The organism is Xanthomonas translucens pv. cerealis, from assembly GCF_006838285.1.
GTDB lineage: Bacteria > Pseudomonadota > Gammaproteobacteria > Xanthomonadales > Xanthomonadaceae > Xanthomonas_A > Xanthomonas_A cerealis.
This window is the reverse complement of the sequence record NZ_CP038228.1, coordinates 2,901,535-2,925,939: the sequence shown is the minus strand read 5'-3', so window position 1 is coordinate 2,925,939 and position 24,405 is coordinate 2,901,535. Positions and strand designations below refer to the sequence as shown.

Genomic DNA, 24,405 nt, shown 5'->3' with positions numbered 1-24,405 from the left:
CGATGGCACAGACCAAGCGACAGAAAGCAATCCGTGCTGCCGTGCAGCCGGGCAAGGCGTATTCGATCGACGAAGCGCTGAAGATCATCAAGTCCACCAGCAAGGCCAAGTTCGTCGAAGCCGTCGACGTGGCCGTGTGCCTGGGCGTGGATGCCAAAAAGTCCGATCAGCAGGTGCGCGGTTCCACCGTGCTGCCCGCCGGTACCGGCAAGAGCGTGCGCGTGGCGGTGTTCGCCCCGGCCGGCGCCAAGGCTGACGAAGCACTGGCCGCTGGCGCCGAAGCCGTCGGCATGGACGACCTGGCCGAGAAGATGCAGGCCGGCGACCTCAACTACGACGTGGTCATCGCCACCCCGGACGCGATGCGCGTCGTCGGCAAGTTGGGCACGCTGCTGGGCCCGCGCGGCCTGATGCCGAACCCGAAGGTCGGCACCGTATCGGCCAATCCGGCCGAAGCGGTGAAGAACGCCAAATCGGGTCAGGTGCGCTACCGCACCGACAAGGGCGGCATCATCCACTGCACCATCGGCAAGGCCAGCTTCGAAGACGAGGCACTGAAGAACAATCTGCAGGCGCTGCTGCTGGACTTGGTCAAGGCCAAGCCGGCGACCTCGAAGGGCACCTACCTGCAGAAGATCTCGGTGAGCTCGACCATGGGTCCGGGCGTCACCGTCGATCAGGCGTCGCTGTCCCTGAAGTAATTCGCGATACGGCGGCGCTCCGCGAGGGGCGGCGCCGGTTCCACCCTTTTGAAGGCGTCGCCGAGGGGCAACCCGGAGCGAAGCCGTCAAAGACCGCAGGCGCGGTCGGCGCATACCGACGACGGGCACGGAAGCTCGATATGGCAAGGAGTCGCCGTCGGTACAGCGGGATCGCTTAATCCAGTCCCCTCGGGGACGCGCCGGCGTAGATGGTGCCGCCTTTCTGGAGTTTTTCTGGTTCAGGCCAGTTCGGGGTTTCCCGAGCGCGCTCACTCCAGGTCTGGAATGGCCGCCAACTGGGATGCCATTCGGCGTCCCCGGCATCCAGGATGGAGGCCGCCCAGGACCGCACGCGGCAGGAGCCGCAAGCGGAGTTTGTTTGAAGCAGGGATTCGGGATTGAGGATCGGGGATTGGCAAGAGCGCATCACGGCTCCTGCGGCTCCCGAACCATCGGCCTGGAACCCGGCTTTAACGGAGGAGTGCAATGGCTCTCAATCTGTCCCAGAAGCAAGAAGTCGTCGCCGAACTGGCAGACGTTGCCGCGAAGGCTCACTCCTTGGTTGCTGCCGAGTACGCCGGCATCACGGTCGCCCAGCTGACCGCGATGCGCAAGAAAGCGCGCGAAACCGGTGTGTACTTGCGTGTTGTCAAGAACACCCTGGCCTCGCGTGCCTTTGCCGGTACCGAATACGAGTGCGTCCAGGACGCGCTGGTCGGTCCGCTGCTGTATGCGTTCTCGACGGAAGAACCCGGCGCTGCCGGTCGTCTGATCAAGGAATTCGCCAAGGGTAACGACAAGCTGCAGACCAAGGTCGTGTCGATGGGTGGCCAGCTGTATCCGGCCGCTCACCTCGAGGTGTTGGCATCGCTGCCGACCCGCGAGCAGGCGCTGGCCATGCTGGCACGTGTCCTCGCCGAGCCGGCGAGCATGTTCGCCCGCGCGGTGAAGGCAGTGGGCGACAAGCTCGGTGGTGGCGAAGAAGCCCCCGCTGCAGCGGAAGACGCCCCGGCCGAAACGGCTTAAGTTCGCGACACCTGAAACGGTTCACTAGAACCTCATCCAGAAAAAAATTCCAAAGGTAATCACAATGTCCCTGTCTAACGAACAGATCGTCGACGCAATCGCCGAAAAGACCCTCATGGAAGTGATGGAGCTGGTCAAGGCCATCGAAGAGAAGTTTGGCGTCTCCGCCGCCGCCCCGGTCGCCGCTGCCGGCCCGGCCGCTGCTGCCGCCCCGGTCGAAGAGCAGACCGAGTTCAACGTCATCCTGAAGGCTGTCGGCGAGAAGAAGGTCGAAGTCATCAAGGCCGTCCGCGCCATCACCGGCCTGGGCCTGAAGGAAGCGAAGGACCTGGTCGAAGGTGCTCCGCAGACCGTCAAGGAAGCCGTGTCGAAGGAAGATTCCGAGAAGTTCAAGAAGGATCTCGAGGCCGCCGGCGCGACCGTCGAAATCAAGTAATCGGCATCTTGCATCGCCAGCGTGTCAGGTGATGCATCGAAGGCTGGGGACGCAAGTCCCCGGCCTTTGGCCGTTTCGGGCGGGAACCGGCAACAGGGAACGGAGAATCGGAAAAGCCGCGTTGCGTGCTCTCCCGATTCCCATGTCTCCAGTCCCGATTCCCAGCCGCACCGAGTTGGTAGTTGGAAGTAGCAAGAGAAGGCGTGCTGGTGCCGGCAATACCAGCGACTTCCAACTGACAATTTATGTTCACTCAGGGCCGCGGACGCGCGGCCCGCACAGCCAAGGTGATACCTCATGACGTCCTATTCGTTCACCGAAAAGAAGCGTATCCGCAAGGATTTCGGCAAGCAGCGCTCGATCCTCGAAGTGCCGTTCCTGCTGGCGATCCAGGTAGATTCCTACCGCGAATTCCTGCAGGAAAACACCGACCCGAACAAGCGTTCGGACCACGGCCTGCACGCGGCCCTGAAATCGGTGTTCCCGATCTCCAGCTACAGCGGCAACGCGGCGCTGGAGTACGTCGGCTACAAGCTCGGCGATCCGGTGTTCGACGAGCGCGAATGCCGCCAGCGCGGCATGAGCTACGGCGCCCCGCTGCGCGTGACCGTGCGCCTGGTGATCTACGACCGCGAGTCCTCGACCAAGGCCATCAAGTACGTGAAGGAGCAGGAGGTCTACCTCGGCGAGATCCCGCTGATGACCGACAACGGCACCTTCATCGTCAACGGTACCGAGCGCGTCATCGTCTCCCAGCTGCACCGTTCGCCGGGCGTGTTCTTCGACCACGACCGCGGCAAGACGCATAGCTCGGGCAAGCTGCTGTACAGCGCCCGCATCATCCCGTACCGCGGTTCCTGGCTGGACTTCGAGTTCGACCCGAAGGACGCGCTGTTCACCCGTATCGACCGCCGCCGCAAGCTGCCTGTGTCGATCCTGCTGCGCGCGCTCGGCTACTCGAACGAAGAGATGCTGGCCGAGTTCTTCGAGATCAACACCTTCCACATCGATCCCAAGGAAGGCGTGCAGCTGGAGCTGGTGCCCGAGCGCCTGCGCGGCGAGACGCTGAACTTCGACCTGGCCGATGGCGACAAGGTCATCGTCGAGGCTGGCAAGCGCATCACCGCGCGCCACGTCAAGCAGCTCGAAGCCGCCGGCGTCGCCGCACTGGCCGTGCCCGACGAGTACCTGGTCGGCCGCATCCTGTCGCACGACGTGGTCGATGCGGCGACCGGCGAACTGCTGGCCAGCGCCAACGACGAGATCAGCGAAGACCAGCTGAACGCGTTCCGCAAGGCCGGCGTCGATGCCGTGGGCACGCTGTGGGTCAACGACCTGGACCGTGGTCCGTACCTGTCCAATACCCTGCGCATCGATCCGACCAAGACCCAGCTGGAAGCGCTGGTCGAGATCTACCGCATGATGCGTCCCGGCGAGCCGCCGACCAAGGACGCCGCGCAGAACCTGTTCCACAACCTGTTCTTCACCTTCGAGCGCTACGACCTGTCCACGGTCGGCCGGATGAAGTTCAACCGCCGTGTCGGCCGCAAGGAAGTCACCGGCGAGTCGGTGCTGTACGACAGGAAGTACTTCGGCGAGCGCAACGACGAAGAGTCCAAGCGCCTGGTCGCCGAGCATGCCGACAGCTCCGACATCCTGGAAGTGATCAAGGTCCTGACCGAGATCCGCAACGGCCGCGGCGTGGTCGACGACATCGACCACCTCGGCAACCGTCGCGTGCGTTCGGTTGGCGAAATGGCCGAGAACGTATTCCGCGTGGGCCTGGTTCGCGTCGAGCGCGCGGTCAAGGAGCGTCTGTCGATGGCCGAGTCCGAAGGCCTGACCCCGCAGGAACTGATCAATGCCAAGCCGGTGGCCGCCGCGATCAAGGAGTTCTTCGGCTCCTCGCAGCTGTCGCAGTTCATGGATCAGAACAACCCGCTGTCGGAAGTGACGCACAAGCGTCGGGTCTCCGCGCTGGGTCCGGGCGGTCTGACCCGCGAACGCGCCGGCTTCGAAGTGCGCGACGTGCATCCGACCCACTACGGCCGCGTCTGCACCATCGAGACGCCGGAAGGCCCGAACATCGGCCTGATCAATTCGCTGGCGGTGTATGCCCGCACCAACCAGTACGGCTTCCTTGAGACGCCGTACCGCAAGGTCGTGGACGGCCAGATCACCGACGACGTCGAATACCTGTCGGCGATCGAAGAGAACGAGTACGTGATCGCGCAGGCCAACGCGCTGCACGATTCCAAGAGCCGCCTGACCGAGCAGTTCGTGCCGTGCCGCTACCAGGGCGAGTCGCTGCTGAAGCCGCCGGCCGAAGTGCACTTCATGGACGTGTCGCCGATGCAGACCGTGTCCATCGCGGCGGCGCTGGTGCCTTTCCTGGAGCACGATGACGCCAACCGCGCACTGATGGGCGCCAACATGCAGCGCCAGGCCGTGCCGACGCTGCGTGCGCAGAAGCCGCTGGTCGGTACCGGCATCGAGCGGGCGGTGGCGCGCGACTCGGGCGTGACCGTGAACGCCAAGCGTGGCGGCGTGATCGAGCAGATCGACGCGGCGCGCATCGTGGTCAAGGTCAACGAAGAAGAGATCGGCGGCGGCACCGATGCCGGCGTGGACATCTACAACCTGATCAAGTACACGCGCTCCAACCAGAACACCTGCATCAACCAGCGTCCGCTGGTCAATGTGGGCGACGTCATCGCGCGCGGCGACGTGCTGGCCGACGGCCCCTCGACCGACATCGGCGAGCTGGCCCTGGGCCAGAACATGCTGATCGCGTTCATGCCGTGGAACGGCTACAACTTCGAAGACTCCATCCTGCTCTCCGAGCGCGTGGTGGAAGAGGATCGCTACACCACGATCCACATCGAAGAGCTGACCTGCGTGGCGCGCGACACCAAGCTGGGGCCGGAGGAAATCTCCGCCGACATCCCGAACGTGTCCGAGCAGGCGCTGAACCGCCTGGACGAGTCGGGCGTGGTGTACATCGGCGCCGAAGTGCGCGCCGGCGACATCATGGTCGGCAAGGTCACGCCGAAGGGCGAGAGCCAGCTGACTCCGGAAGAGAAGCTGCTGCGCGCGATCTTCGGCGAGAAGGCCTCGGACGTGAAGGACAGCTCGCTGCGCGTGCCGCCGGGCATGGACGGCACCGTCATCGACGTGCAGGTGTTCACCCGCGACGGCATCGAGAAGGACAAGCGCGCCCGCCAGATCGAGGAAAACGAGATCAAGCGCGTCAAGAAGGACTTCGACGACCAGTTCCGGATCCTGGAAAGTGCGATCTATGCGCGTCTGCGGGCCCAGCTGATCGGCAAGGTCGCCAATGGCGGTCCGAACCTGAAGAAGGGCGACACCATCACCGACGCGTACCTGGACGGGCTGAAGAAGTCCGACTGGTTTGCGCTGCGGATGAAGGACGAGGAACCGTCCGACGCGATCGAGCGCGCGCAGAAGCAGATCCAGGCGCACGAGAAGGAATTCGAGCGTCGCTTCGCCGACAAGCGCGGCAAGATCACCGCTGGCGACGACCTCGCCCCGGGCGTGCTGAAGATGGTCAAGGTGTTCCTGGCGGTGAAGCGCCGCATCCAGCCCGGCGACAAGATGGCCGGTCGCCACGGCAATAAGGGTGTCGTGTCGATGATCCAGCCGATCGAGGACATGCCGTACATGGCCAACGGCGAGACCGTGGACATCGTGCTGAACCCGCTGGGCGTGCCGTCGCGTATGAACATCGGCCAGGTGCTGGAAGTGCATCTGGGCTGGGCCGCCAAGGGCCTGGGTCGCAAGATCCAGAACATGCTCGAGGCGCAGACCAAGGTCGCCGACCTGCGCAAGTTCCTGACCCAGATCTACAACCACGACCAGAAGCTGGGCGAAGACCGTGTGGACCTGGATCAGTTCAGCGACGCGGAGCTACTGGCCCTGTCGAAGAACCTGACCGACGGCGTGCCGATGGCCACCCCGGTGTTCGACGGTGCGACGGAAGCCGAGATCAAGCACATGCTCCAGCTCGCCGACCTGCCGATCAGCGGCCAGACCCAACTGTACGACGGCCGCACCGGCGAGGCGTTCGATCGCCACACCACGGTCGGCTACATGCACATGCTGAAGCTGAACCACCTGGTCGACGACAAGATGCACGCGCGCTCCACCGGCCCGTACTCGCTCGTCACCCAGCAACCGCTGGGCGGCAAGGCGCAGTTCGGCGGTCAGCGCTTCGGCGAAATGGAAGTCTGGGCGCTGGAAGCCTACGGGGCGGCCTACACTCTGCAGGAAATGCTGACGGTGAAGTCCGACGACGTGCAGGGCCGCAACCAGATGTACAAGAACATCGTCGACGGCGAGCACGAGATGGTCGCGGGCATGCCGGAATCCTTCAACGTGCTGGTGAAGGAAATCCGCTCGCTGGCCATCAACATGGAACTGGAAGACTGAGACGCCGGGACCAGGGACCGGGGACCCGGGAAAAGCCAGAGGCGCAACGCTCCTGCTTTTCCCGGTCCCCGGTCTCCGGTCCCGCAACAAGCTTTCTAGCCCCGTCCTCGATACGAAATTCCTCCGACCCGGAGATACCCAATGAAAGACCTGCTCAACCTCTTCAACCAGCAGCGCCAGACGCTGGACTTCGACGCGATCAAGATCGCGTTGGCCTCGCCTGACCTGATCCGTTCGTGGTCCTTCGGCGAAGTGAAGAAGCCGGAAACGATCAACTACCGCACCTTCAAGCCCGAGCGCGACGGCCTGTTCTGCGCTGCCATCTTCGGCCCGATCAAGGACTACGAGTGCCTGTGCGGCAAGTACAAGCGCATGAAGCACCGTGGCGTGGTCTGCGAGAAGTGCGGCACCGAAGTGACCCTGGCCAAGGTGCGCCGCGAGCGCATGGGCCATATCGACTTGGCCTCGCCGGTCGCGCACATCTGGTTCCTGAAGTCGCTGCCCTCGCGCATCGGCCTGATGCTGGACATGACCCTGCGCGACATCGAGCGCGTGCTGTACTTCGAAGCCTACGTGGTGACCGAGCCGGGCCTGACCGCCCTGGAGCGCCGCCAGTTGCTGACCGAAGAGCAGTTCCTGACCGCGCGCCAGGAGCACGGCGACGACTTCGATGCCGCGATGGGCGCCGAGGCGGTGTACGAGTTGCTGCGCACGATCGATCTGCAGTCGGAAATGACCCGCCTGCGCGAGGAAATCGCCGGCACCGGGTCGGAAACCAAGCTCAAGCGTCTGACCAAGCGCATCAAGCTTGTCGAAGCCTTCCTCGAGTCGGGCAACCGTCCGGAGTGGATGGTGATGACGGTGCTGCCGGTGCTGCCGCCGGACCTGCGTCCGTTGGTGCCGCTGGACGGCGGCCGCTTCGCGACCTCCGATCTGAACGACCTGTACCGCCGCGTCATCAACCGCAACAACCGCCTGCGCCGCCTGCTCGAGCTCAACGCGCCGGACATCATCGTGCGCAACGAAAAGCGCATGCTGCAGGAGTCGGTGGATGCGCTGCTGGACAACGGCCGTCGCGGCCGTGCCATCACCGGCACCAACAAGCGCCCGCTGAAGTCGCTGGCCGACATGATCAAGGGCAAGCAGGGCCGGTTCCGCCAGAACCTGCTCGGCAAGCGCGTGGACTACTCCGGCCGTTCGGTCATCGTGGTCGGCCCGACCCTGCGCCTGCACGAGTGCGGCCTGCCGAAGAAGATGGCGCTGGAGCTGTTCAAGCCGTTCGTGTTCGCCAAGCTGCAGCGTCGCGGCCTGGCCACCACCATCAAGGCCGCCAAGAAGCTGGTCGAGCGCGAAGAAGCCGAAGTCTGGGACATCCTGGAAGAGGTCATCCGCGAACATCCGGTGCTGCTGAACCGTGCGCCGACCCTGCACCGCCTGGGCATCCAGGCGTTCGAGCCGGTGCTGATCGAAGGCAAGGCGATCCAGCTGCATCCGCTGGTGTGTACTGCGTTCAACGCCGACTTCGATGGCGACCAGATGGCCGTGCACGTGCCGCTGTCGCTGGAAGCGCAGCTGGAAGCGCGCGCGCTGATGATGTCCACCAACAACATCCTGTCGCCGGCCAACGGCGAGCCGATCATCGTGCCGTCGCAGGACGTGGTGCTGGGCCTGTACTACATGAGCCGCGCCCTGGAGAACAAGAAGGGCGAGGGCATGGTGTTCGCCAACATCGCCGAAGTGAAGCGCGCCTACGACAACCGTGCGGTCGAACTGCACGCCAAGGTCAAGGTCCGCATCACCGAGACGGTGATCGACGAGGACGGCAACCGCAGCAAGAAGACCTCGATCGTGGACACCACGATCGGGCGTGCGCTGCTGGCCGAAATCCTGCCGGAAGGCCTGCCGTTCGCGCTGGCCAACACCGAGCTGACCAAGAAGAACATCAGCCGCCTGATCAACTCCAGCTACCGCCAGCTGGGCCTGAAGGACAGCGTCGTGTTCGCCGACAAGCTGATGTACACCGGCTTCGCCTACGCGACCCGCGCCGGCGTGTCGATCGGCATCGACGACATGCTGATTCCGGACGAGAAGAAGGGCATCCTGACCGAGGCCGAAGCCGAAGTGCTGGAAATCCAGGAGCAGTACCAGTCCGGCCTGGTCACCGCCGGCGAGCGCTACAACAAGGTCGTGGACATCTGGTCGCGCACCAACGAGCGTATCGCCAAGGCGATGATGGACACCATCGGCACCGAGAAGGTCACCAATGCCAAGGGCGAGATCATCGACCAGAAGTCGATGAACTCGCTGTACATCATGGCCGACTCCGGTGCGCGTGGCAGTCAGGCGCAGATCCGTCAGCTGGCCGGCATGCGCGGCCTGATGGCGCGCCCGGACGGCTCGATCATCGAGACCCCGATCAAGGCCAACTTCCGCGAAGGCTTGAATGTGCAGGAGTACTTCAACTCCACCCACGGCGCGCGTAAGGGTCTGGCCGATACCGCGCTGAAGACCGCCAACTCCGGTTATCTGACCCGTCGCTTGGTCGACGTGGCGCAGGACGTGGTGATCACCGAACCCGATTGCGGCACCACCGAAGGGTTGACCATGACCCCGATCGTGGAAGGTGGCGACGTGGTCGAGCCGTTGCGCGACCGCGTGCTCGGCCGCGTGGTGGCCGAGGACGTGTTCCTGCCGGGCAACGACGAAGATCCGATCGTCACCCGCAACACGCTGCTCGACGAGCAGTGGGTGGCCAAGCTGGAAGAGGCCGGCGTGCAGACGCTGAAGGTGCGCTCCACGATCACCTGCGCCTCCTCGTTCGGCGTGTGCGCCCGCTGCTACGGCCGCGACCTGGCGCGCGGTCACCTGGTCAACATCGGCGAAGCGGTCGGCGTCATCGCCGCGCAGTCGATCGGCGAGCCGGGCACCCAGCTGACCATGCGGACCTTCCACATCGGCGGCGCGGCATCGCGTGCGGCGGCGGTAGACAACATCACGGTCAAGACCACCGGTTCGATCAAGTTCAACAACCTCAAGTCGGTCGAGCACGCCAACGGTTCGCTGGTGGCGGTGTCGCGTTCGGGCGAACTGTCGGTGCTCGACGGCCATGGCCGCGAGCGCGAGCGCTACAAGCTGGCCTACGGCGCCACGATCACCGCGAAGGACGGCGACGCGGTCAAGGCCGGCCAGTCGGTGGCCAACTGGGATCCGCATAACCACCCGATCGTGTCGGAAGTGGCCGGTTTCATCCGCTTCATCGACTTCATCGACGGCGTCACCGTCATCGAGAAGACCGACGACCTGACCGGCCTGGCCTCGCGCGAGATCACCGATCCGAAGCGTCGCGGCACCCAGGCCAAGGACCTGCGCCCGATCGTGCGCATCGTCGACGGCAAGGGCAACGACCTGAACATCCCGGGCACCGATCTGCCGGCGCAGTATTTGCTGCCGCCGCGCTCGATCGTCAACCTGCAGGACGGTGCGGCGGTGGGCGTGGGCGACGTGGTCGCGAAGATCCCGCAGGAAGCGTCCAAGACCCGCGACATCACCGGTGGTCTGCCGCGCGTGGCCGATCTGTTCGAAGCACGCAAGCCGAAGGATCCGGCGATCCTGGCCGAGCGCTCGGGCATCATCAGCTTCGGTAAGGACACCAAGGGCAAGCAGCGCCTGATCATCAAGGATACCGATGGTTCGGAACACGAAGAGCTGATCCCGAAGTACCGCCAGATCATCGTGTTCGAAGGCGAGCACGTGGCCAAGGGCGAGACCGTGGTGGACGGCGAGCCGAGCCCGCAGGACATCCTGCGCCTGCTCGGCGTGGAGCCGCTGGCCGCGTACCTGGTCAAGGAAATCCAGGACGTGTACCGCCTGCAGGGCGTGAAGATCAACGACAAGCACATCGAGGTCATCACCCGGCAGATGCTGCGCAAGGTCGAGATCACCGACCAGGGCAACAGCAAGTTCCTCAACGGCGAGCAGGCCGAGCGCCAGCGCGTCATCGAGGAAAATGCCCGTCTGGGCACCCGCAACGAGCTGCCGGCCAAGTACGACCCGGTGCTGCTGGGCATCACCAAGGCCTCGCTGGCCACCGAGTCGTTCATCTCCGCGGCCTCGTTCCAGGAGACCACCCGCGTCCTCACCGAGGCGGCGGTCCGCGGCACCAGCGACACGCTGCGCGGCCTGAAGGAAAACGTGATCGTCGGCCGCCTGATCCCGGCCGGTACCGGTCTGGCCTACCACAGCCTGCGCCGTCGCAACTCCAGCGGCCTGACTGAGTCGGAAATGCAGACCCTGTCCGGCGGCAACGCCGAGCCGGTGGTCGAAGCGCCGGCAGCGGCGGCGGCCAGCAGCGAAGAGTGAGCCGGATCGGCCGCGTGCGCGGGGCCGGTCGCAAGCGAAATGGGGCGCACCGGATGCGCCCCGTGTTCTGGCCCGGGATGGGCAGCAGGTCAAGTTTCCGTTGAGTTGACGGCGCTTTTACTTGCCCGCTATACTTTCCTGTCTCGGCAGGCCGTCCTTCGGCCTGCCTTCGTTTTCACGCATCCAGGCCCCACGGCCTCAATCAGAAGAATCCACTGATGGCGACGATCAACCAGCTGGTCCGCAAGCCGCGGCAGGCGACCACCTACAAGAGCGCCTCTCCGGCGCTGGACAAGTGCCCGCAGCGCCGTGGCGTCTGCACGCGCGTGTACACCACCACCCCGAAGAAGCCGAACTCGGCCCTGCGTAAGGTCGCCAAGGTGCGCCTGACGAACCAGGAAGAGGTCATCAGCTACATCGGCGGCGAAGGCCACAACCTGCAGGAGCACTCCGTGGTCCTGATCCGCGGCGGTCGCGTCAAGGATCTGCCGGGCGTGCGTTACCACACCGTGCGCGGTTCGCTCGATGCCGCCGGCGTCGCCAAGCGTCGCCAGGGTCGTTCCAAGTACGGCGCCAAGCGTCCGAAGAGCTAAGGGAAAGCACACAAATGTCTCGTAAAGGTTCTACTCCGCAGCGCACCGTCCTGCCGGATCCGAAGCACAGCAGCGAAACCATCGCCCGTTTCATCAACATGGTGATGCTGAGCGGCAAGAAGTCGGTCGCCGAAAAGATCGTCTATGGCGCAATGGACGTCATCGGCGAGAAAAACCCGAATGCGGTCGAGCTCGTGCAGAAGGCGCTGGACAACGTCGCTCCGGCGGTCGAAGTCAAGTCGCGTCGCGTCGGCGGTTCCACGTACCAGGTGCCGGTCGAGGTGCGTTCCTCCCGTCGCATGGCGCTGGCCATGCGCTGGCTGATCGACTCGGCGCGCAAGCGCGGCGAGAACTCGATGCCGCGCAAGCTCGCGGCCGAGCTGGTCGACGCCTCGGAAAACCGTGGTGGTGCCATCAAGAAGCGTGAAGAAACCCACCGCATGGCGGAAGCGAACAAGGCGTTCGCGCATTACCGCTGGTGACCTTCCGGGCCTTGTGAACAGGGCCCATCAGCACAATCTCCATGTGCTGCTAGCGGCGCCGTCGAGCGCTGCACAAATCCGAAGGCCGCCGCAAGGCGGCGTTCGGCCATCCGCAATCCAAGAATTCTGAGAGGCTCCCTGTGGCCCGCAACACTCCCATCGAGCGTTACCGCAACTTCGGCATCATGGCCCACATCGATGCCGGCAAGACCACTACCTCCGAACGCATCCTGTTCTACACCGGCGTCAGCCACAAGATCGGCGAGGTGCATGACGGTGCCGCGACGATGGACTGGATGGAGCAGGAGCAGGAGCGTGGCATCACCATCACCTCAGCCGCGACCACCGCGTTCTGGAGCGGCATGGACAAGTCGCTGCCGCAGCACCGCTTCAACATCATCGACACCCCCGGGCACGTCGACTTCACCATCGAAGTCGAACGTTCGCTGCGCGTGCTCGACGGCGCGGTGTTCGTGCTGTGCGCGGTCGGCGGCGTGCAGCCGCAGTCCGAGACCGTGTGGCGCCAGGCCAACAAGTACGCGGTGCCGCGTCTTGCCTTCGTCAACAAGATGGACCGCACCGGCGCCAACTTCGATAAGGTCGTTGAGCAGCTGAAATCGCGCCTGGGTGCCTATCCGGTGCCGATGCAGGTGCCGATCGGCGCCGAAGACGGCTTCGAGGGCGTGGTCGACCTGCTCAAGATGAAGGCGGTCCATTGGGATACCGCCTCGCAGGGCACCGTGTTCGAGTATCGCGAGATCCCCGCCAACCTGGCCGACAAGGCCGTCGAGGCGCGCGCGTTCATGGTCGAGGCCGCGGCCGAAGCCAACGAAGAGCTGATGGACAAGTACCTCAACGAGGGCGAATTGTCCGAAGAGGAAATCGTCAGCGGCCTGCGCGAGCGCACCCTGAAGGTGGAAGTGGTGCCGGTGTACTGCGGCACCGCGTTCAAGAACAAGGGCGTGCAGGCGATGCTCGACGGCGTGATCCAACTGCTCCCGTCGCCCAGCGATCGTCCGCCGGTCAAGGGCATCGACGAGGACGATAAGGAAGACAGTCGCCCGGCCACCGATACCGCGCCGTTCTCGGCGCTGGCGTTCAAGATCATGACCGACCCGTTCGTGGGCTCGCTGACCTTCTTTCGCGTCTACTCCGGCACGCTGAACTCCGGTGATCAGGTGTACAACCCGGTCAAGTCGAAGAAGGAGCGCGTGGGCCGCATCTTGCAGATGCACTCCAACAATCGCGAAGAGATCAAGGAAGTGCGCGCGGGCGACATCGCCGCCGCGGTGGGTCTGAAGGACGTCACCACCGGCGACACGCTGTGTGCGCAGGACCACATCATCATCCTGGAGCGCATGGTGTTCCCGGAGCCGGTGATCTCGATGGCGGTGGAGCCGAAGACCAAGTCGGACCAGGAAAAGATGGGTATCGCGCTGAGCCGTCTGGCCCAGGAAGATCCCTCGTTCCGCGTCAACACCGACGAGGAATCCGGCCAGACCATCATCCGCGGCATGGGCGAGTTGCACCTGGAAATCATGGTCGACCGCATGAAGCGCGAGTTCAACGTCGAAGCCAACGTCGGCAAGCCGCAGGTGGCCTACCGCGAGACCATCCGTAAGGCGGTCAAGCAGGAAGGCAAGTTCGTGCGCCAGTCCGGTGGTAAGGGCCAGTACGGTCATGTCGTGCTCGAGATCGAGCCGCAGGAGCGTGGCCTGGGCTACACCTTCGAGAACGCGATCGTCGGCGGCGTGGTGCCGAAGGAATATATCCCGGCGGTGGACAAGGGTATCCAGGAAGCGGTGGCCAACGGCGTGATGGCCGGCTACCCGATCGTGGACATCAAGGTCCGCCTGATCGACGGTTCGTACCACGACGTCGACTCCTCGGAAATGGCGTTCAAGATCGCCGGCTCGATGGGCTTCAAGGAAGGCTTTAACAAGGCCAGCCCGGTGCTGCTGGAGCCGATCATGAAGGTCGAGGTGGTGACCCCGGAAGATTACCTGGGCGATGTGATGGGCGATGTCAGCCGTCGTCGCGGCATTCTGCAGGGCCAAGACGACAGTCCGTCCGGCAAGGTGATCAACGCGATGGTGCCGCTGGGCGAAATGTTCGGCTACGCCACCACGCTGCGCTCGATGTCGCAGGGTCGCGCCACGTTCTCGATGGAGTTCGACCATTACGCCGAAGCGCCGACCAACATCGCCGAGTCGGTCATCAAGAAGAGTTGATATCAGCGCGACGGGATTCGGGATTCGGGCATCGCAAGTCCCGCATCCCGGTCCCTGTCCCCCATTACGAATTAGAAGGTAACTACATCATGGCAAAGGGTAAGTTCGAGCGCACCAAGCCGCACGTCAACGTCGGCACCATCGGTCACGTCGACCACGGCAAGACCACGCTGACCGCAGCGCTGACCAAGATCGGCGCAGAGCGCTTCGGCGGCGAATTCAAGGCCTATGACGCGATCGATGCGGCGCCGGAAGAGAAGGCGCGCGGCATCACGATCTCGACCGCGCACGTGGAATACGAATCGCCGAACCGCCACTACGCGCACGTCGATTGCCCGGGCCACGCCGACTACGTCAAGAACATGATCACCGGTGCGGCGCAGATGGACGGCGCGATCCTGGTGTGCTCGGCCGCGGACGGCCCGATGCCGCAGACCCGCGAGCACATCCTGCTGTCGCGCCAGGTCGGCGTGCCGCACATCGTGGTGTTCCTGAACAAGGCCGACATGGTCGACGACGCCGAGCTGCTCGAGCTGGTCGAGATGGAAGTGCGCGAGCTGCTGAGCAAGTACGACTTCCCGGGCGACGAAACCCCGATCATCCACGGTTCGGCGCGTCTGGCGCTGGAAGGCGACCAGAGCGAGATCGGCGTGCCGTCGATCCTGAAGCTGGTGGAAGCGCTGGATACGTTCATCCCGGAGCCGCAGCGCGACGTGGACAAGACGTTCCTGATGCCGGTGGAGGACGTGTTCTCGATCTCCGGCCGCGGCACGGTGGTGACCGGCCGTATCGAACGCGGCATCATCAAGGTGGGCGACGAAATCGAAATCGTCGGCATCCGCGCCACGCAGAAGACCACGGTCACGGGCGTGGAAATGTTCCGCAAGCTGCTGGACCAGGGGCAGGCGGGCGACAACGCCGGTCTGCTGCTGCGCGGCACCAAGCGTGACGACGTGGAGCGCGGCCAGGTGCTGTGCAAGCCGGGCTCGATCAAGCCGCACACCGAGTTCGAAGCCGAAGTGTACGTGCTGTCCAAGGACGAGGGCGGTCGTCACACGCCGTTCTTCAAGGGCTACCGTCCGCAGTTCTACTTCCGCACCACCGACATCACCGGCGCTTGCGAGCTGCCGGAAGGTGTGGAGATGGTGATGCCGGGCGACAACGTGAAGATGGTGGTCACGCTGATCAACCCGGTGGCGATGGACGAAGGCCTGCGTTTCGCGATCCGCGAAGGTGGCCGTACCGTTGGCGCCGGTGTGGTGGCCAAGATCATCAAGTAATGCCCGCTGCGGCGACCTCGGTCGCCGCGGTTCGAAAAGAAGGGTCGGCGCAAGCTGGCCCTTTTTCGTTGCGGGAAAGGGCGGGCTCGTGATCCGTAAAATTGTTGCCACGTGATGTTGCGGGCGGGTGAAACAGTCGCTACAATGCGCGGCTCGGCATTCCTGGGTAGGGTGCCGGATACACCGCGAAAAGAGAGGCAGGATGCCCCTCGTGTTCGCCAGACCGGGAAGGTCGCGTTGCATGAAGCATTCAACGGCCTTGCGCTGTTGACCTTGTTTTATTCGCGCATTATACTTTTCCGTCTGGGCAGGCCGGGTAACTGGTCTGCCTCAGTTTTTGGGCGGAGGAATGGCCCTCGCCAGCTGGATGCTCGGCGGTATACGACGTCAGGAAATAATCGGGGCAGGTATCCCAGAGGCCTTGCCCGTCGCTCTTTTAACGAAGGAACCCACCGCCATGGCGGAGCAAAAGACCGGTCAGAAAGCGGATCAGAAGATCCGGATTCGGCTGAAGGCGTTCGATCATCGTCTGATCGACCGTTCGGCCAGCGAGATCGTTGAGACGGCCAAGCGGACCGGCGCGCAAGTGCGCGGCCCGATCCCGCTGCCGACCAAGATCGAACGCTACACCATTCTCGTTTCTCCGCACGTCGACAAGGACGCGCGCGACCAGTACGAGACTCGCACGCACAAGCGCGTGCTCGACATCATCGGCCCTAACGACAAGACCGTGGACGCGCTGATGAAGCTCGAGCTCGCGGCGGGCGTCGATGTCCAGATCAAGTTGACCTGAGGACTACGACCATGACGAAGAAATATTCGTTGGGCTTCGTGGGCCGCAAGGCCGGCATGAGCCGCGTCTTCACCGAAGACGGCCGCTCCATCCCGGTGACCCTGATCGAAGCGACCCCGAACCGCATCACCCAGCTCAAGACCGTTGAAAGCGACGGCTACAGCGCCGTGCAGATCACCGTGGGCGCCCGTCGCGCCGCGCTGGTCAATAAGCCTGCCTCCGGCCACTACGCCAAGGCGAAGGTCGAAGCCGGCCGCGGTCTGTGGGAATTCCGCGTTGCAGATGCGCAGCTGGGCGATTACGCCATCGGCGGCGAGATCAAGGCGGACATCTTCGAGGTCGGCCAGAAGGTCGACGTCCAGGGCGTCACGAAGGGCAAGGGTTTCCAGGGCACCATCAAGCGGTACAACTTCCGCATGGGCGATGCTACTCACGGTAACTCGCTGTCGCATCGCGCACCGGGTTCGCTGGGTCAGCGCCAGACCCCGGGTCGCGTTTTCCCGGGCAAGAAGATGTCCGGCCACATGGGCTCGGTGCAGCAGAGCACGCAGAATCTGGAAGTGATCAAGGTCGACGTCGAGCGTGGCCTCATCGCCATTCGCGGCGCTGTGCCTGGCGCTGCCGGTGGCGACGTGATCGTGCGCCCGGCTAGCAAGGCATAAGGAGAGATGACGATGGAACTCGTTATCATGGGTAGCAATAACAAGGTCTCGGTCTCCGACGCCGTGTTCGGTCGCGATTTCAGCGAGGATCTGGTCCACCAGGTCGTCGTCGCTTATCGCAACGCCGGCCGCGCCGGCACCAAGGCGCAGAAGACGCGTTCGGAAGTTAGCGGCACCACCAAGAAGTCGAAGAAGCAGAAGGGCGGTGGCGCACGCCACGGCGCGCTGACCGCTCCGATCTTCGTCGGCGGCGGCGTGACCTTCGCGGCCAAGCCGCGCAGTTTCGAGCAGAAGGTGAACCGCAAGATGTATCGCGCCGCGATCTGCGCGATTCTTTCGGAGCTCAACCGTCAGGGTCGCCTGATGGTCGTCGAGGCGTTCGACGTGCAGGCCAGCAAGACCAAGGATCTGATCGAGAAGCTGAAGGGTCTGGACGTGGGTAAGCGCCCGCTGATCGTGACCGAAGAGGCGTCCGAGCATCTGTACCTGTCCGCTCGCAACCTTCCCTACGTGGAAGTGCGCGACGTGCAGGGTCTGGATCCGGTGTCGCTGGTCGGGGCCGATACGGTCGTGATCACCGCCGACGCGGTCAAGAAGGTCGAGGAGTGGCTGGCATGAGCAACGAAAAAATCTTCAGCGTGCTGCGTGCCCCGCGTGTCTCCGAAAAGACCGCGCGCCTGCAGGAACTCTCCAATCAGTACGTCTTCGAGATTTCGAGCGAAGCCACCAAGGCCGATGTCAAGGCCGCGGTCGAGCAGCTGTTCGACGTCAAGGTCGAGTCGGTCAACGTGTTGAACGTCAAGGGCAAGAACAAGTCCTTCCGTTCGCGCAGCGGTCGTCGCGGCGATTGGCGCAAGGCGTACGTGCGTCTGGCCGAAGGCCAGTCCATCGACGTAACGGCCAAGGCCTGAGGTCCATCCCATGCCATTGATGAAATTCAAACCCACTTCTCCCGGCCGTCGTTCGGCCGTGCGCGTGGTCACGCCTGATTTGCACAAGGGCGCTCCGCACGCCGCCTTGCTGGAGCCTCAGAGCAATACCGGTGGTCGTAACCACCACGGCCGCATCACCACCCGTCACGTCGGCGGTGGCCACAGGCAGCATTACCGCATCATCGACTTCAAGCGCAACAAGGAAGGCATTCCGGCGCGTGTGGAGCGGATCGAATACGATCCGAACCGCACCGCCCATATCGCCCTGCTGTGCTATGCAGACGGCGAGCGTCGCTACATCATCGCGCCGAAGGGCCTGAAGGCCGGCGACCAGGTGATTGCTGGTTCGGACGCGCCGATCAAGACCGGCAACACGCTGCCGCTGCGCAACATCCCGGTCGGTACGACGGTGCACGGCATCGAGCTGAAGCCGGGCAAGGGCGCGCAGATCGCACGCGCTGCCGGCGCCGCGGTGCAGCTGGTCGCGCGTGAAGGCATCTACGCCACCCTGCGTCTTCGCTCCGGCGAAATGCGCAAGGTGCCGGTCGAGTGCCGCGCCACCATCGGCGAAGTCGGCAACGACGAGCATAACCTCGAGAAGCTGGGCAAGGCAGGCGCCAAGCGCTGGCGCGGCGTGCGTCCAACCGTTCGCGGTGCGGCCATGAACCCCGTCGATCACCCGCACGGTGGTGGCGAGGCGAAGGCCGGTCAGGGTAATCCGCATCCGGTCACCCCGTGGGGTGTACCGACCAAGGGTTACAAGACGCGCCATAACAAGCGCACCGAACAATTCATCGTCCGCGATCGTAGGGGCTAATCGACCATGGCACGTTCACTCAAGAAAGGCCCGTTCGTCGATCATCACCTCGTCAAGAAGGTGGAGGCCGCGGCCGGCAGCAAGCGTCCGATCAAGACCTGGTCGCGTCGCTCGATGATCCTGCCGGAGATGGTGGGTTTCACCATCGCCGTGCACAACGGCAAGAACCACGTTCCGGTGCTGGTCAACGAGAACATGGTCGGCCACAAGCTCGGCGAATTTGCCGTCACCCGGACCTTCAAGGGTCACGGTGGCGACAAGAAGTCGAGCCGGTAAGGAGAGATGACGATGGAAGCGAAAGCAATCCTGCGCACTGCGCGCATCTCCCCGCAGAAGGCCCGCTTGGTCGCCGACCAGGTGCGCGGTCTTTCCGCCGAGCGGGCGGTCAACCTGCTGAAGTTCTCGGATAAGAAGGCTGCCCATCTGATCAAGAAGGTGGTGGAGTCGGCGATTGCCAATGCCGAGAACAACCAGGGCGCGGATGTCGACGAGCTGAAGGTCAAGACCATCATGGTTGATGAAGGTCCGACACTGAAGCGTTTCATGGCGCGGGCGAAAGGCCGCGGTACCCGCATCCTCAAGCGCACCAGCCACATCACTGTGGTTGTGGGCGCCGCCAAGTAAGCGGAAAGGAAAAGACGATGGGTCATAAAGTTCATCCGATTGGAATCCGCCTGGGTGTCTCCAAGGACTGGAATTCCAAGTGGTACGCCAACAAGGGCGAGTTTGCTGGTTACCTGGCAGCCGACCTCAAGGTTCGTGAAATGCTGCGCAAGAAGTTGGCGCAGGCCGGCATCAGCAAGATCCTGATCGAGCGTCCGGCCAAGACCGCACGCGTGACGATCCACACCGCCCGTCCGGGCGTGGTGATCGGCAAGCGCGGTGAGGACATCGAGAAGTTGCGCAAGGAAGTGAGCGAGATGATGGGCGTCCCCGCCCACATCAACGTCACCGAAGTGCGCAAGCCGGAGCTGGATGCGCAGCTGGTCGCCGAGTCGATCGCGCAGCAGCTGGAGCGTCGCATCATGTTCCGCCGCGCGATGAAGCGCTCGGTCGGCAATGCGATGCGCCTGGGTGCCCTGGGCATCAAGGTCAACGTTGCTGGCCGCTTGAACGGTGCGGAAATCGCCCGTTCCGAGTGGTACCGCGAAGGCCGCGTGCCGCTGCATACGCTGCGTGCCGACATCGACTATGGCTTCGCTGAAGCCAAGACGACCTACGGCATCATCGGCATCAAGGTGTGGATCTACAAGGGCGAGATCTTCGATTTCTCCCAGGTTGGCCAGGAAAAGCAGGACGATTCCCCGCGCAACGATCGTAACGATCGCGGCGACCGCGGTGACCGTCCGTCGCGTCCGGCTCGTGAAGCGAGGTAACGGCAATGTTGCAACCCAAGCGAACCAAATACCGCAAGATGCACAAGGGCCGTAACGACGGCCTGGCGTGGAGCGGCAACGCCGTCAGCTTCGGCGAGTACGGGCTGAAGGCCACCGCGCACGGTCAGCTGACCGCGCGCCAGATCGAAGCGGCCCGCCGCTCGATCAGCCGCTACGTGAAGCGTGGCGGCAAGATGTGGATCCGCGTGTTCCCGGACAAGCCGATCACCAAGAAGCCGATCGAAGTGCGAATGGGCTCCGGTAAGGGTAACGTCGAGTACTGGGTCGCCCAGATCCAGCCCGGTCGCATGATCTATGAAATCGAAGGCGTCGGCGAAGATATCGCGCGCGAGGCGTTCCGCCTGGCCGCTGCCAAGCTTTCGGTGACCACCACCTTCGTGACCCGGACGGTACGCTGATGGACATCAAACAACTCCGCGAGAAGTCGGCTGACGATTTGAAGGCCCATCTGACCGATCTGCGCAAGGAGCAGTTCGCCCTGCGCATGCAGCAGGTCACCGGGCAGCTGCCGAAGACCCACGAAACCCGCCGGGTGCGCCGCGAGATTGCTCGCGTGAAGTACCTGATCGGCAGCACGAAGTAAGGATGGCCGCCATGAGCGACACTAACGAAAGCAAGACGCTGCGCACGGTCGAAGGCCGCGTCGTCAGCAACAAGATGGACAAGACCGTCACCGTGCTGGTGGAGCGTCAGGTCAAGCACGCGTTGTATGGCAAGTACATCAAGCGCTCGACCAAGCTCCATGCCCACGACGCCGACAACGCCTGTAGCGAAGGCGATGTCGTGCGCGTGACCGAGATTGCGCCGATGTCCAAGACCAAGAACTGGCGGGTGGTTGAAATCGTCACCCGTTCGGCCGACTAAGGGAGATCTGAATCATGATCCAGATGCAGAGCTACCTCGACGTCGCCGACAACTCCGGTGCCAAGGAAGTGATGTGCATCAAGGTGCTCGGCGGCTCCAAGCGCCGCTACGCGCACATTGGCGACATCATCAAGGTCACCGTCAAGGACGCGATCCCGCGCGGCAAGGTAAAGAAGGGCGAAGTCTACGACGCCGTCGTGGTGCGCACCCGCAAGGGTGTGCGTCGTGCCGACGGTTCGCTGATCCGCTTCGACGGCAACGCTGCGGTATTGCTCAATAACAAGCAGGAGCCGATCGGTACACGCATCTTCGGGCCTGTTACCCGCGAGCTGCGTTCCGAGAAGTTCATGAAGATCGTCTCGCTCGCTCCTGAAGTGCTGTGAGCGGAGGACATACACATGGCTAACCGTATCAAGAAGGGCGACCAGGTTGTCGTCACTACCGGCAAGGACAAGGGCAAGCAGGGCGAAATCGTCCGTGTTGACGGTGATCGGGTGATCGTCTCCAACGCGAACATCGTCAAGCGCCATACCAAGCCGAACCCGCAGGCAGGCGTTGCCGGCGGCGTGGTCGAGCGTGAAGCGTCGATCCATATCTCCAACGTGGCGATCGTCAACCCGGCAACGGGCAAGGGCGAGCGCGTTGGCTTCAAGGTGCTGGAGGATGGACGCAAACTGCGTGTGTTCCGCTCCAGCGGTGAGGCGCTCGACGCCTGAGGAATGACACAATGAATTCCCGTCTCGAAAAGATCTACAAGGAAGAAGTGGTACCGGCTTTGATGAAGAAGTTCGGTTACACCAATCCGATGCAAGTGCCGAAGCTGGTCAAGGTCACCCTGAACATGGGCGTGGGCGAGGCGGCGACGAACAAGAAGATCCTGGAAAACGCCGTGGCCGACATGGCCAAGGTTTCCGGCCAGAAGCCGGTGGTCACCAAGTCGCGTATCTCGGTGGCGTCGTTCAAGATCCGCGATGGCTGGCCGATCGGCTGCAAGACCACGCTGCGTCGCTCCAAGATGTACGAGTTCCTGGACCGCCTGATCAACATCTCGCTGCCGCGCGTGCGCGACTTCCGTGGTGTGTCCGGTCGTTCGTTCGACGGTCGCGGCAACTTCAACATGGGTGTGAAGGAACAGATCATCTTCCCGGAAATCGACTTCGACGCCGTCGATGCGATCCGCGGTATGGATATCGCCATCACCACCACCGCCAAGACCGACGCCGAAGCGAAGGCGCTGCTCGAAGCGTTCAAGTTTCCGTTCCGCAATTAACGATCGTTCCTGATCAAGAGCCCGGCCATCCATGGCCGGACTTTCTAATTCGAAAAGGCATCGAAATGGCAAAGACCTCCATGGTCAACCGCGACATCAAGCGGAAGAAGCTGGCGAAGAAGTTCGCCGACAAGCGCGACGCGCTGAAGAAGATCATCTCCGCCGACAGCTCGTCCTACGACGAGAAGGCCGAGGCGGTGGTCAAGCTGCAGAAGCTGCCGCGCGATTCCTCGCCGTGCCGTCATCGCACTCGTTGCGAGTTGTCCGGTCGTCCGCGCGCCGTGTACCGCAAGTTCGGCCTCGGCCGCAACATGCTGCGCAAGGCGACGATGAACGGCGACGTGCCGGGCCTACGCAAGGCCAGCTGGTAACAACCGGCGGTCCCGGCTCCGTTCGCGGAGCCCGGGGCAGGGCGGTCGCCCGCCCGCTTGGTGTTCAGTCAACGAGTCCGACGCAAGTCGGACTTTTTGTCGTATAATCCCGCTTCTTGCTTGCGCCCGGCAGGGCTGCTTGCGGCAAACAGGCCCTGGCCTTCTCCAGGACGCTCCACGCTTCACATCACCGCGTCATTCCACAGTTACACATCACAAGATTTTCGCGAAAGCGGATATCGGTGCACTCAAAGGTAGATACCATGAGCATGACTGATCCCATCGCCGACCTGCTGGTCCGCATCAAGAATGCGGCCGCGGTTGGCAAGCCGACGGTGAAAATGCCGTCCTCCAAGATCAAGGTTGCGATCGCAGAAGTGCTGAAGGCCGAAGGCTACATCGGCGACCTGCGCGTCAACCCGATCGAGAACAACAAGTCCGAACTGGAAATCGTGCTGAAGTATTTCGAGGGCCGTCCGGTCATCGATACGCTCAAGCGCGTGTCCCGTTCGGGTCTGCGTCAGTACCGCGGTAAGGCCGAGCTGCCGAAGGTTCTCGGCGGCCTGGGCGTTGCCATCATTTCCACGTCCAAGGGCATCATGACCGATGCGCAGGCCCGTCAGGCCGGCGTCGGTGGCGAAGTCCTGTGCTTCGTGGCCTAAGGGAAGGAGTAAGTAAATGTCCCGCGTAGCCAAGAAGCCGATTTCCCTCCCGAAGGGCGTCGAACTGAATGTCCAGCCCGAGCTGGTGAGCGTCAAGGGCCCGAAGGGCACCCTGTCGCTGATCAAGCCGGCTGGCGTCGAAATCAAGCAGGAAGACGGTGTCGCCACGCTGTCGGCCAACGACCCGTCGCAGATCGCCATCACCGGCACCGTCCGCGCGATCCTGGCGAACATGGTGCACGGCGTTTCCGAAGGCTTCGAGCGCAAGCTCGAGCTGGTCGGCGTCGGTTACCGTGCCACGATGCAGGGCAAGGACCTGAGCCTGGCGCTCGGCTTCTCGCACCCGGTCGTGTTCAAGGCGCCGGAAGGCATCACCCTGGCCACCCCGACTCAGACCGAGATCGTGGTGCAGGGCGCCGACAAGCAGCGCGTCGGTGAAGTCGCCGCCAAGATCCGCGGTTTCCGTCCGCCGGAGCCCTACAAGGGCAAGGGTGTGAAGTACGCCGGTGAAGCCATCATTCGCAAGGAAGCCAAGAAGGCATAAGGCAGGTCCTTCTGCGAGGAGCCCGGCCATTCATGGCCAGACTCTTCAATGCAAAAGCCTGTTCTCCTTCAGCTTCCGTAGGACATAGACATGACCATCAACAAGAACATCGCCCGTCTGCGCCGCGCCAAGTCGACCCGTGCGCACATCCGCGAACTCGGCGTCGCGCGCCTGTCGGTGCTGCGCACCGGTCAGCACCTGTATGCGCAGGTCTTCACTGCCGACGGCTCCAAGGTGATCGCTGCGGCGAACACTCTGCAGGCCGACGTCAAGGACGGCCTGAAGAGCGGCAAGAACAGCGAGGCGGCCGTCAAGGTCGGCAAGCTGATCGCCGAGCGCGCCAAGGCCGCAGGTATAGAGAAGGTCGCCTTCGACCGCTCGGGCTACCGCTACCACGGCCGCATCAAGGCACTGGCCGACGCCGCGCGCGAAGGCGGCCTGCAGTTCTGATCCTTGCGGGTGCGGCGTCCACGCCGCGCCCGACCTGTCGATGCGGGCCGCATCGGACCCTGACGCGCCTTATGTGCGCGTCCGGG

General features: G+C 63.6%; 27 protein-coding genes. All 27 read left to right on the top strand.

Going from position 1 to position 24,405, the window contains the following annotated elements:
• Positions 1–2 precede the first annotated feature (2 nt).
• The 27 genes from rplA to rplR all read left to right on the top strand — a co-directional run bounded on the left by rplA (position 3) and on the right by rplR (position 24,319).
• Positions 3–701, top strand: a complete 699-nt coding sequence (gene rplA, locus E4A48_RS12860; RefSeq protein WP_003479558.1) for a 50S ribosomal protein L1 — start codon at positions 3–5, stop codon at positions 699–701.
• A gap of 486 nt (positions 702–1,187) precedes the next feature.
• Positions 1,188–1,727, top strand: coding sequence for a 50S ribosomal protein L10 (gene rplJ / locus E4A48_RS12850; protein ID WP_039004884.1), 540 nt, complete (start codon positions 1,188–1,190; stop codon positions 1,725–1,727).
• Between the two features lie 64 nt (positions 1,728–1,791).
• The gene (gene rplL, locus E4A48_RS12845) at positions 1,792–2,163 is read left to right on the top strand and encodes a 50S ribosomal protein L7/L12 (protein ID WP_003469142.1); all 372 of its coding nucleotides are present in this window, start codon (positions 1,792–1,794) and stop codon (positions 2,161–2,163) included.
• Between the two features lie 297 nt (positions 2,164–2,460).
• Positions 2,461–6,612 carry a DNA-directed RNA polymerase subunit beta gene (gene rpoB / locus E4A48_RS12840; protein ID WP_039004886.1) on the top strand — a complete coding sequence of 1,384 codons (4,152 nt, stop codon included), beginning with the start codon at positions 2,461–2,463 and terminating at the stop codon, positions 6,610–6,612.
• A gap of 141 nt (positions 6,613–6,753) precedes the next feature.
• Complete coding sequence (gene rpoC / locus E4A48_RS12835) at positions 6,754–10,971, top strand: DNA-directed RNA polymerase subunit beta' (RefSeq protein ID WP_039004887.1); 4,218 nt, start codon at positions 6,754–6,756, stop codon at positions 10,969–10,971.
• 218 nt (positions 10,972–11,189) lie between these two features.
• Positions 11,190–11,564 (top strand): 30S ribosomal protein S12, encoded by a 375-nt coding sequence (rpsL, locus tag E4A48_RS12830; protein WP_003469157.1) that lies wholly within the window; start codon positions 11,190–11,192, stop codon positions 11,562–11,564.
• Positions 11,565–11,578: 14 nt separating this feature from the next.
• Complete coding sequence (rpsG, locus tag E4A48_RS12825; RefSeq protein WP_039004888.1) at positions 11,579–12,046, top strand: 30S ribosomal protein S7; 468 nt, start codon at positions 11,579–11,581, stop codon at positions 12,044–12,046.
• Positions 12,047–12,186: 140 nt separating this feature from the next.
• Positions 12,187–14,277 carry an elongation factor G gene (gene fusA / locus E4A48_RS12820; protein WP_039004889.1) on the top strand — a complete coding sequence of 697 codons (2,091 nt, stop codon included), beginning with the start codon at positions 12,187–12,189 and terminating at the stop codon, positions 14,275–14,277.
• A gap of 89 nt (positions 14,278–14,366) precedes the next feature.
• The gene (gene tuf, locus E4A48_RS12815) at positions 14,367–15,557 is read left to right on the top strand and encodes an elongation factor Tu (RefSeq protein ID WP_142742534.1); all 1,191 of its coding nucleotides are present in this window, start codon (positions 14,367–14,369) and stop codon (positions 15,555–15,557) included.
• 457 nt (positions 15,558–16,014) lie between these two features.
• Positions 16,015–16,350 (top strand): 30S ribosomal protein S10, encoded by a 336-nt coding sequence (gene rpsJ / locus E4A48_RS12810; protein ID WP_003470680.1) that lies wholly within the window; start codon positions 16,015–16,017, stop codon positions 16,348–16,350.
• 11 nt (positions 16,351–16,361) lie between these two features.
• Positions 16,362–17,012, top strand: coding sequence for a 50S ribosomal protein L3 (rplC, locus tag E4A48_RS12805; protein WP_039007522.1), 651 nt, complete (start codon positions 16,362–16,364; stop codon positions 17,010–17,012).
• Between the two features lie 12 nt (positions 17,013–17,024).
• The gene (gene rplD, locus E4A48_RS12800) at positions 17,025–17,630 is read left to right on the top strand and encodes a 50S ribosomal protein L4 (protein WP_058196280.1); all 606 of its coding nucleotides are present in this window, start codon (positions 17,025–17,027) and stop codon (positions 17,628–17,630) included.
• Positions 17,627–17,923, top strand: a complete 297-nt coding sequence (rplW, locus tag E4A48_RS12795; protein WP_039007520.1) for a 50S ribosomal protein L23 — start codon at positions 17,627–17,629, stop codon at positions 17,921–17,923. Before rplD ends, rplW begins: the two co-directional genes overlap by 4 nt.
• A 10-nt stretch (positions 17,924–17,933) precedes the next feature.
• On the top strand, positions 17,934–18,761 hold the full coding sequence (gene rplB, locus E4A48_RS12790; protein ID WP_039007518.1) for a 50S ribosomal protein L2: 828 nt from the start codon (positions 17,934–17,936) through the stop codon (positions 18,759–18,761).
• A gap of 6 nt (positions 18,762–18,767) precedes the next feature.
• A complete protein-coding gene (gene rpsS / locus E4A48_RS12785) occupies positions 18,768–19,037 on the top strand; it encodes a 30S ribosomal protein S19 (protein WP_003470666.1) in 270 nt (89 codons plus the stop codon).
• A 12-nt stretch (positions 19,038–19,049) separates the two neighbouring features.
• Positions 19,050–19,385, top strand: a complete 336-nt coding sequence (rplV, locus tag E4A48_RS12780) for a 50S ribosomal protein L22 (RefSeq protein ID WP_003470663.1) — start codon at positions 19,050–19,052, stop codon at positions 19,383–19,385.
• A gap of 17 nt (positions 19,386–19,402) precedes the next feature.
• Positions 19,403–20,137 carry a 30S ribosomal protein S3 gene (rpsC, locus tag E4A48_RS12775; protein WP_003470660.1) on the top strand — a complete coding sequence of 245 codons (735 nt, stop codon included), beginning with the start codon at positions 19,403–19,405 and terminating at the stop codon, positions 20,135–20,137.
• A 5-nt stretch (positions 20,138–20,142) separates the two neighbouring features.
• On the top strand, positions 20,143–20,556 hold the full coding sequence (gene rplP / locus E4A48_RS12770; RefSeq protein WP_012915063.1) for a 50S ribosomal protein L16: 414 nt from the start codon (positions 20,143–20,145) through the stop codon (positions 20,554–20,556).
• Entirely contained in the window at positions 20,556–20,741 is a 186-nt protein-coding gene (gene rpmC, locus E4A48_RS12765; protein ID WP_039007513.1) for a 50S ribosomal protein L29, read from the top strand. The genes rplP and rpmC overlap by 1 nt, the downstream gene beginning before the upstream one ends.
• A gap of 11 nt (positions 20,742–20,752) precedes the next feature.
• Positions 20,753–21,022, top strand: coding sequence for a 30S ribosomal protein S17 (rpsQ, locus tag E4A48_RS12760; RefSeq protein ID WP_039009252.1), 270 nt, complete (start codon positions 20,753–20,755; stop codon positions 21,020–21,022).
• A 14-nt stretch (positions 21,023–21,036) separates the two neighbouring features.
• Positions 21,037–21,405, top strand: coding sequence for a 50S ribosomal protein L14 (rplN, locus tag E4A48_RS12755; protein WP_003479595.1), 369 nt, complete (start codon positions 21,037–21,039; stop codon positions 21,403–21,405).
• Positions 21,406–21,420: 15 nt separating this feature from the next.
• Positions 21,421–21,738 (top strand): 50S ribosomal protein L24, encoded by a 318-nt coding sequence (gene rplX / locus E4A48_RS12750; protein WP_009607346.1) that lies wholly within the window; start codon positions 21,421–21,423, stop codon positions 21,736–21,738.
• An 11-nt stretch (positions 21,739–21,749) separates the two neighbouring features.
• On the top strand, positions 21,750–22,292 hold the full coding sequence (rplE, locus tag E4A48_RS12745; protein WP_039007512.1) for a 50S ribosomal protein L5: 543 nt from the start codon (positions 21,750–21,752) through the stop codon (positions 22,290–22,292).
• Between the two features lie 65 nt (positions 22,293–22,357).
• A complete protein-coding gene (gene rpsN / locus E4A48_RS12740) occupies positions 22,358–22,663 on the top strand; it encodes a 30S ribosomal protein S14 (protein ID WP_009607347.1) in 306 nt (101 codons plus the stop codon).
• Positions 22,664–22,926: 263 nt separating this feature from the next.
• Positions 22,927–23,325, top strand: coding sequence for a 30S ribosomal protein S8 (rpsH, locus tag E4A48_RS12735; protein WP_003470646.1), 399 nt, complete (start codon positions 22,927–22,929; stop codon positions 23,323–23,325).
• Positions 23,326–23,341: 16 nt separating this feature from the next.
• On the top strand, positions 23,342–23,869 hold the full coding sequence (gene rplF, locus E4A48_RS12730) for a 50S ribosomal protein L6 (RefSeq protein ID WP_039007508.1): 528 nt from the start codon (positions 23,342–23,344) through the stop codon (positions 23,867–23,869).
• A gap of 90 nt (positions 23,870–23,959) precedes the next feature.
• Positions 23,960–24,319 carry a 50S ribosomal protein L18 gene (gene rplR, locus E4A48_RS12725; RefSeq protein ID WP_003470642.1) on the top strand — a complete coding sequence of 120 codons (360 nt, stop codon included), beginning with the start codon at positions 23,960–23,962 and terminating at the stop codon, positions 24,317–24,319.
• The last annotated feature ends 86 nt before the right edge of the window (positions 24,320–24,405 follow it).

Coding starts and splice junctions, on each gene's coding strand:
- rplX (WP_009607346.1), top strand. CDS start 21,421: ATGGCTAACCGTATCAAGAAGGGCGACCAGGTTGTCGTCACTACCGGC.
- rplR (WP_003470642.1), top strand. CDS start 23,960: ATGACCATCAACAAGAACATCGCCCGTCTGCGCCGCGCCAAGTCGACC.
- rplC (WP_039007522.1), top strand. CDS start 16,362: ATGACGAAGAAATATTCGTTGGGCTTCGTGGGCCGCAAGGCCGGCATG.
- rpsQ (WP_039009252.1), top strand. CDS start 20,753: ATGAGCGACACTAACGAAAGCAAGACGCTGCGCACGGTCGAAGGCCGC.
- tuf (WP_142742534.1), top strand. CDS start 14,367: ATGGCAAAGGGTAAGTTCGAGCGCACCAAGCCGCACGTCAACGTCGGC.
- rplB (WP_039007518.1), top strand. CDS start 17,934: ATGCCATTGATGAAATTCAAACCCACTTCTCCCGGCCGTCGTTCGGCC.
- rplN (WP_003479595.1), top strand. CDS start 21,037: ATGATCCAGATGCAGAGCTACCTCGACGTCGCCGACAACTCCGGTGCC.
- rplA (WP_003479558.1), top strand. CDS start 3: ATGGCACAGACCAAGCGACAGAAAGCAATCCGTGCTGCCGTGCAGCCG.
- rplF (WP_039007508.1), top strand. CDS start 23,342: ATGTCCCGCGTAGCCAAGAAGCCGATTTCCCTCCCGAAGGGCGTCGAA.
- rpoB (WP_039004886.1), top strand. CDS start 2,461: ATGACGTCCTATTCGTTCACCGAAAAGAAGCGTATCCGCAAGGATTTC.
- rplJ (WP_039004884.1), top strand. CDS start 1,188: ATGGCTCTCAATCTGTCCCAGAAGCAAGAAGTCGTCGCCGAACTGGCA.
- rpsG (WP_039004888.1), top strand. CDS start 11,579: ATGTCTCGTAAAGGTTCTACTCCGCAGCGCACCGTCCTGCCGGATCCG.
- rplV (WP_003470663.1), top strand. CDS start 19,050: ATGGAAGCGAAAGCAATCCTGCGCACTGCGCGCATCTCCCCGCAGAAG.
- rplW (WP_039007520.1), top strand. CDS start 17,627: ATGAGCAACGAAAAAATCTTCAGCGTGCTGCGTGCCCCGCGTGTCTCC.
- rplP (WP_012915063.1), top strand. CDS start 20,143: ATGTTGCAACCCAAGCGAACCAAATACCGCAAGATGCACAAGGGCCGT.
- rpsH (WP_003470646.1), top strand. CDS start 22,927: ATGAGCATGACTGATCCCATCGCCGACCTGCTGGTCCGCATCAAGAAT.
- rplD (WP_058196280.1), top strand. CDS start 17,025: ATGGAACTCGTTATCATGGGTAGCAATAACAAGGTCTCGGTCTCCGAC.
- rpsC (WP_003470660.1), top strand. CDS start 19,403: ATGGGTCATAAAGTTCATCCGATTGGAATCCGCCTGGGTGTCTCCAAG.
- rpoC (WP_039004887.1), top strand. CDS start 6,754: ATGAAAGACCTGCTCAACCTCTTCAACCAGCAGCGCCAGACGCTGGAC.
- rpsL (WP_003469157.1), top strand. CDS start 11,190: ATGGCGACGATCAACCAGCTGGTCCGCAAGCCGCGGCAGGCGACCACC.
- rpsN (WP_009607347.1), top strand. CDS start 22,358: ATGGCAAAGACCTCCATGGTCAACCGCGACATCAAGCGGAAGAAGCTG.
- rplE (WP_039007512.1), top strand. CDS start 21,750: ATGAATTCCCGTCTCGAAAAGATCTACAAGGAAGAAGTGGTACCGGCT.
- rplL (WP_003469142.1), top strand. CDS start 1,792: ATGTCCCTGTCTAACGAACAGATCGTCGACGCAATCGCCGAAAAGACC.
- rpsS (WP_003470666.1), top strand. CDS start 18,768: ATGGCACGTTCACTCAAGAAAGGCCCGTTCGTCGATCATCACCTCGTC.
- rpsJ (WP_003470680.1), top strand. CDS start 16,015: ATGGCGGAGCAAAAGACCGGTCAGAAAGCGGATCAGAAGATCCGGATT.
- rpmC (WP_039007513.1), top strand. CDS start 20,556: ATGGACATCAAACAACTCCGCGAGAAGTCGGCTGACGATTTGAAGGCC.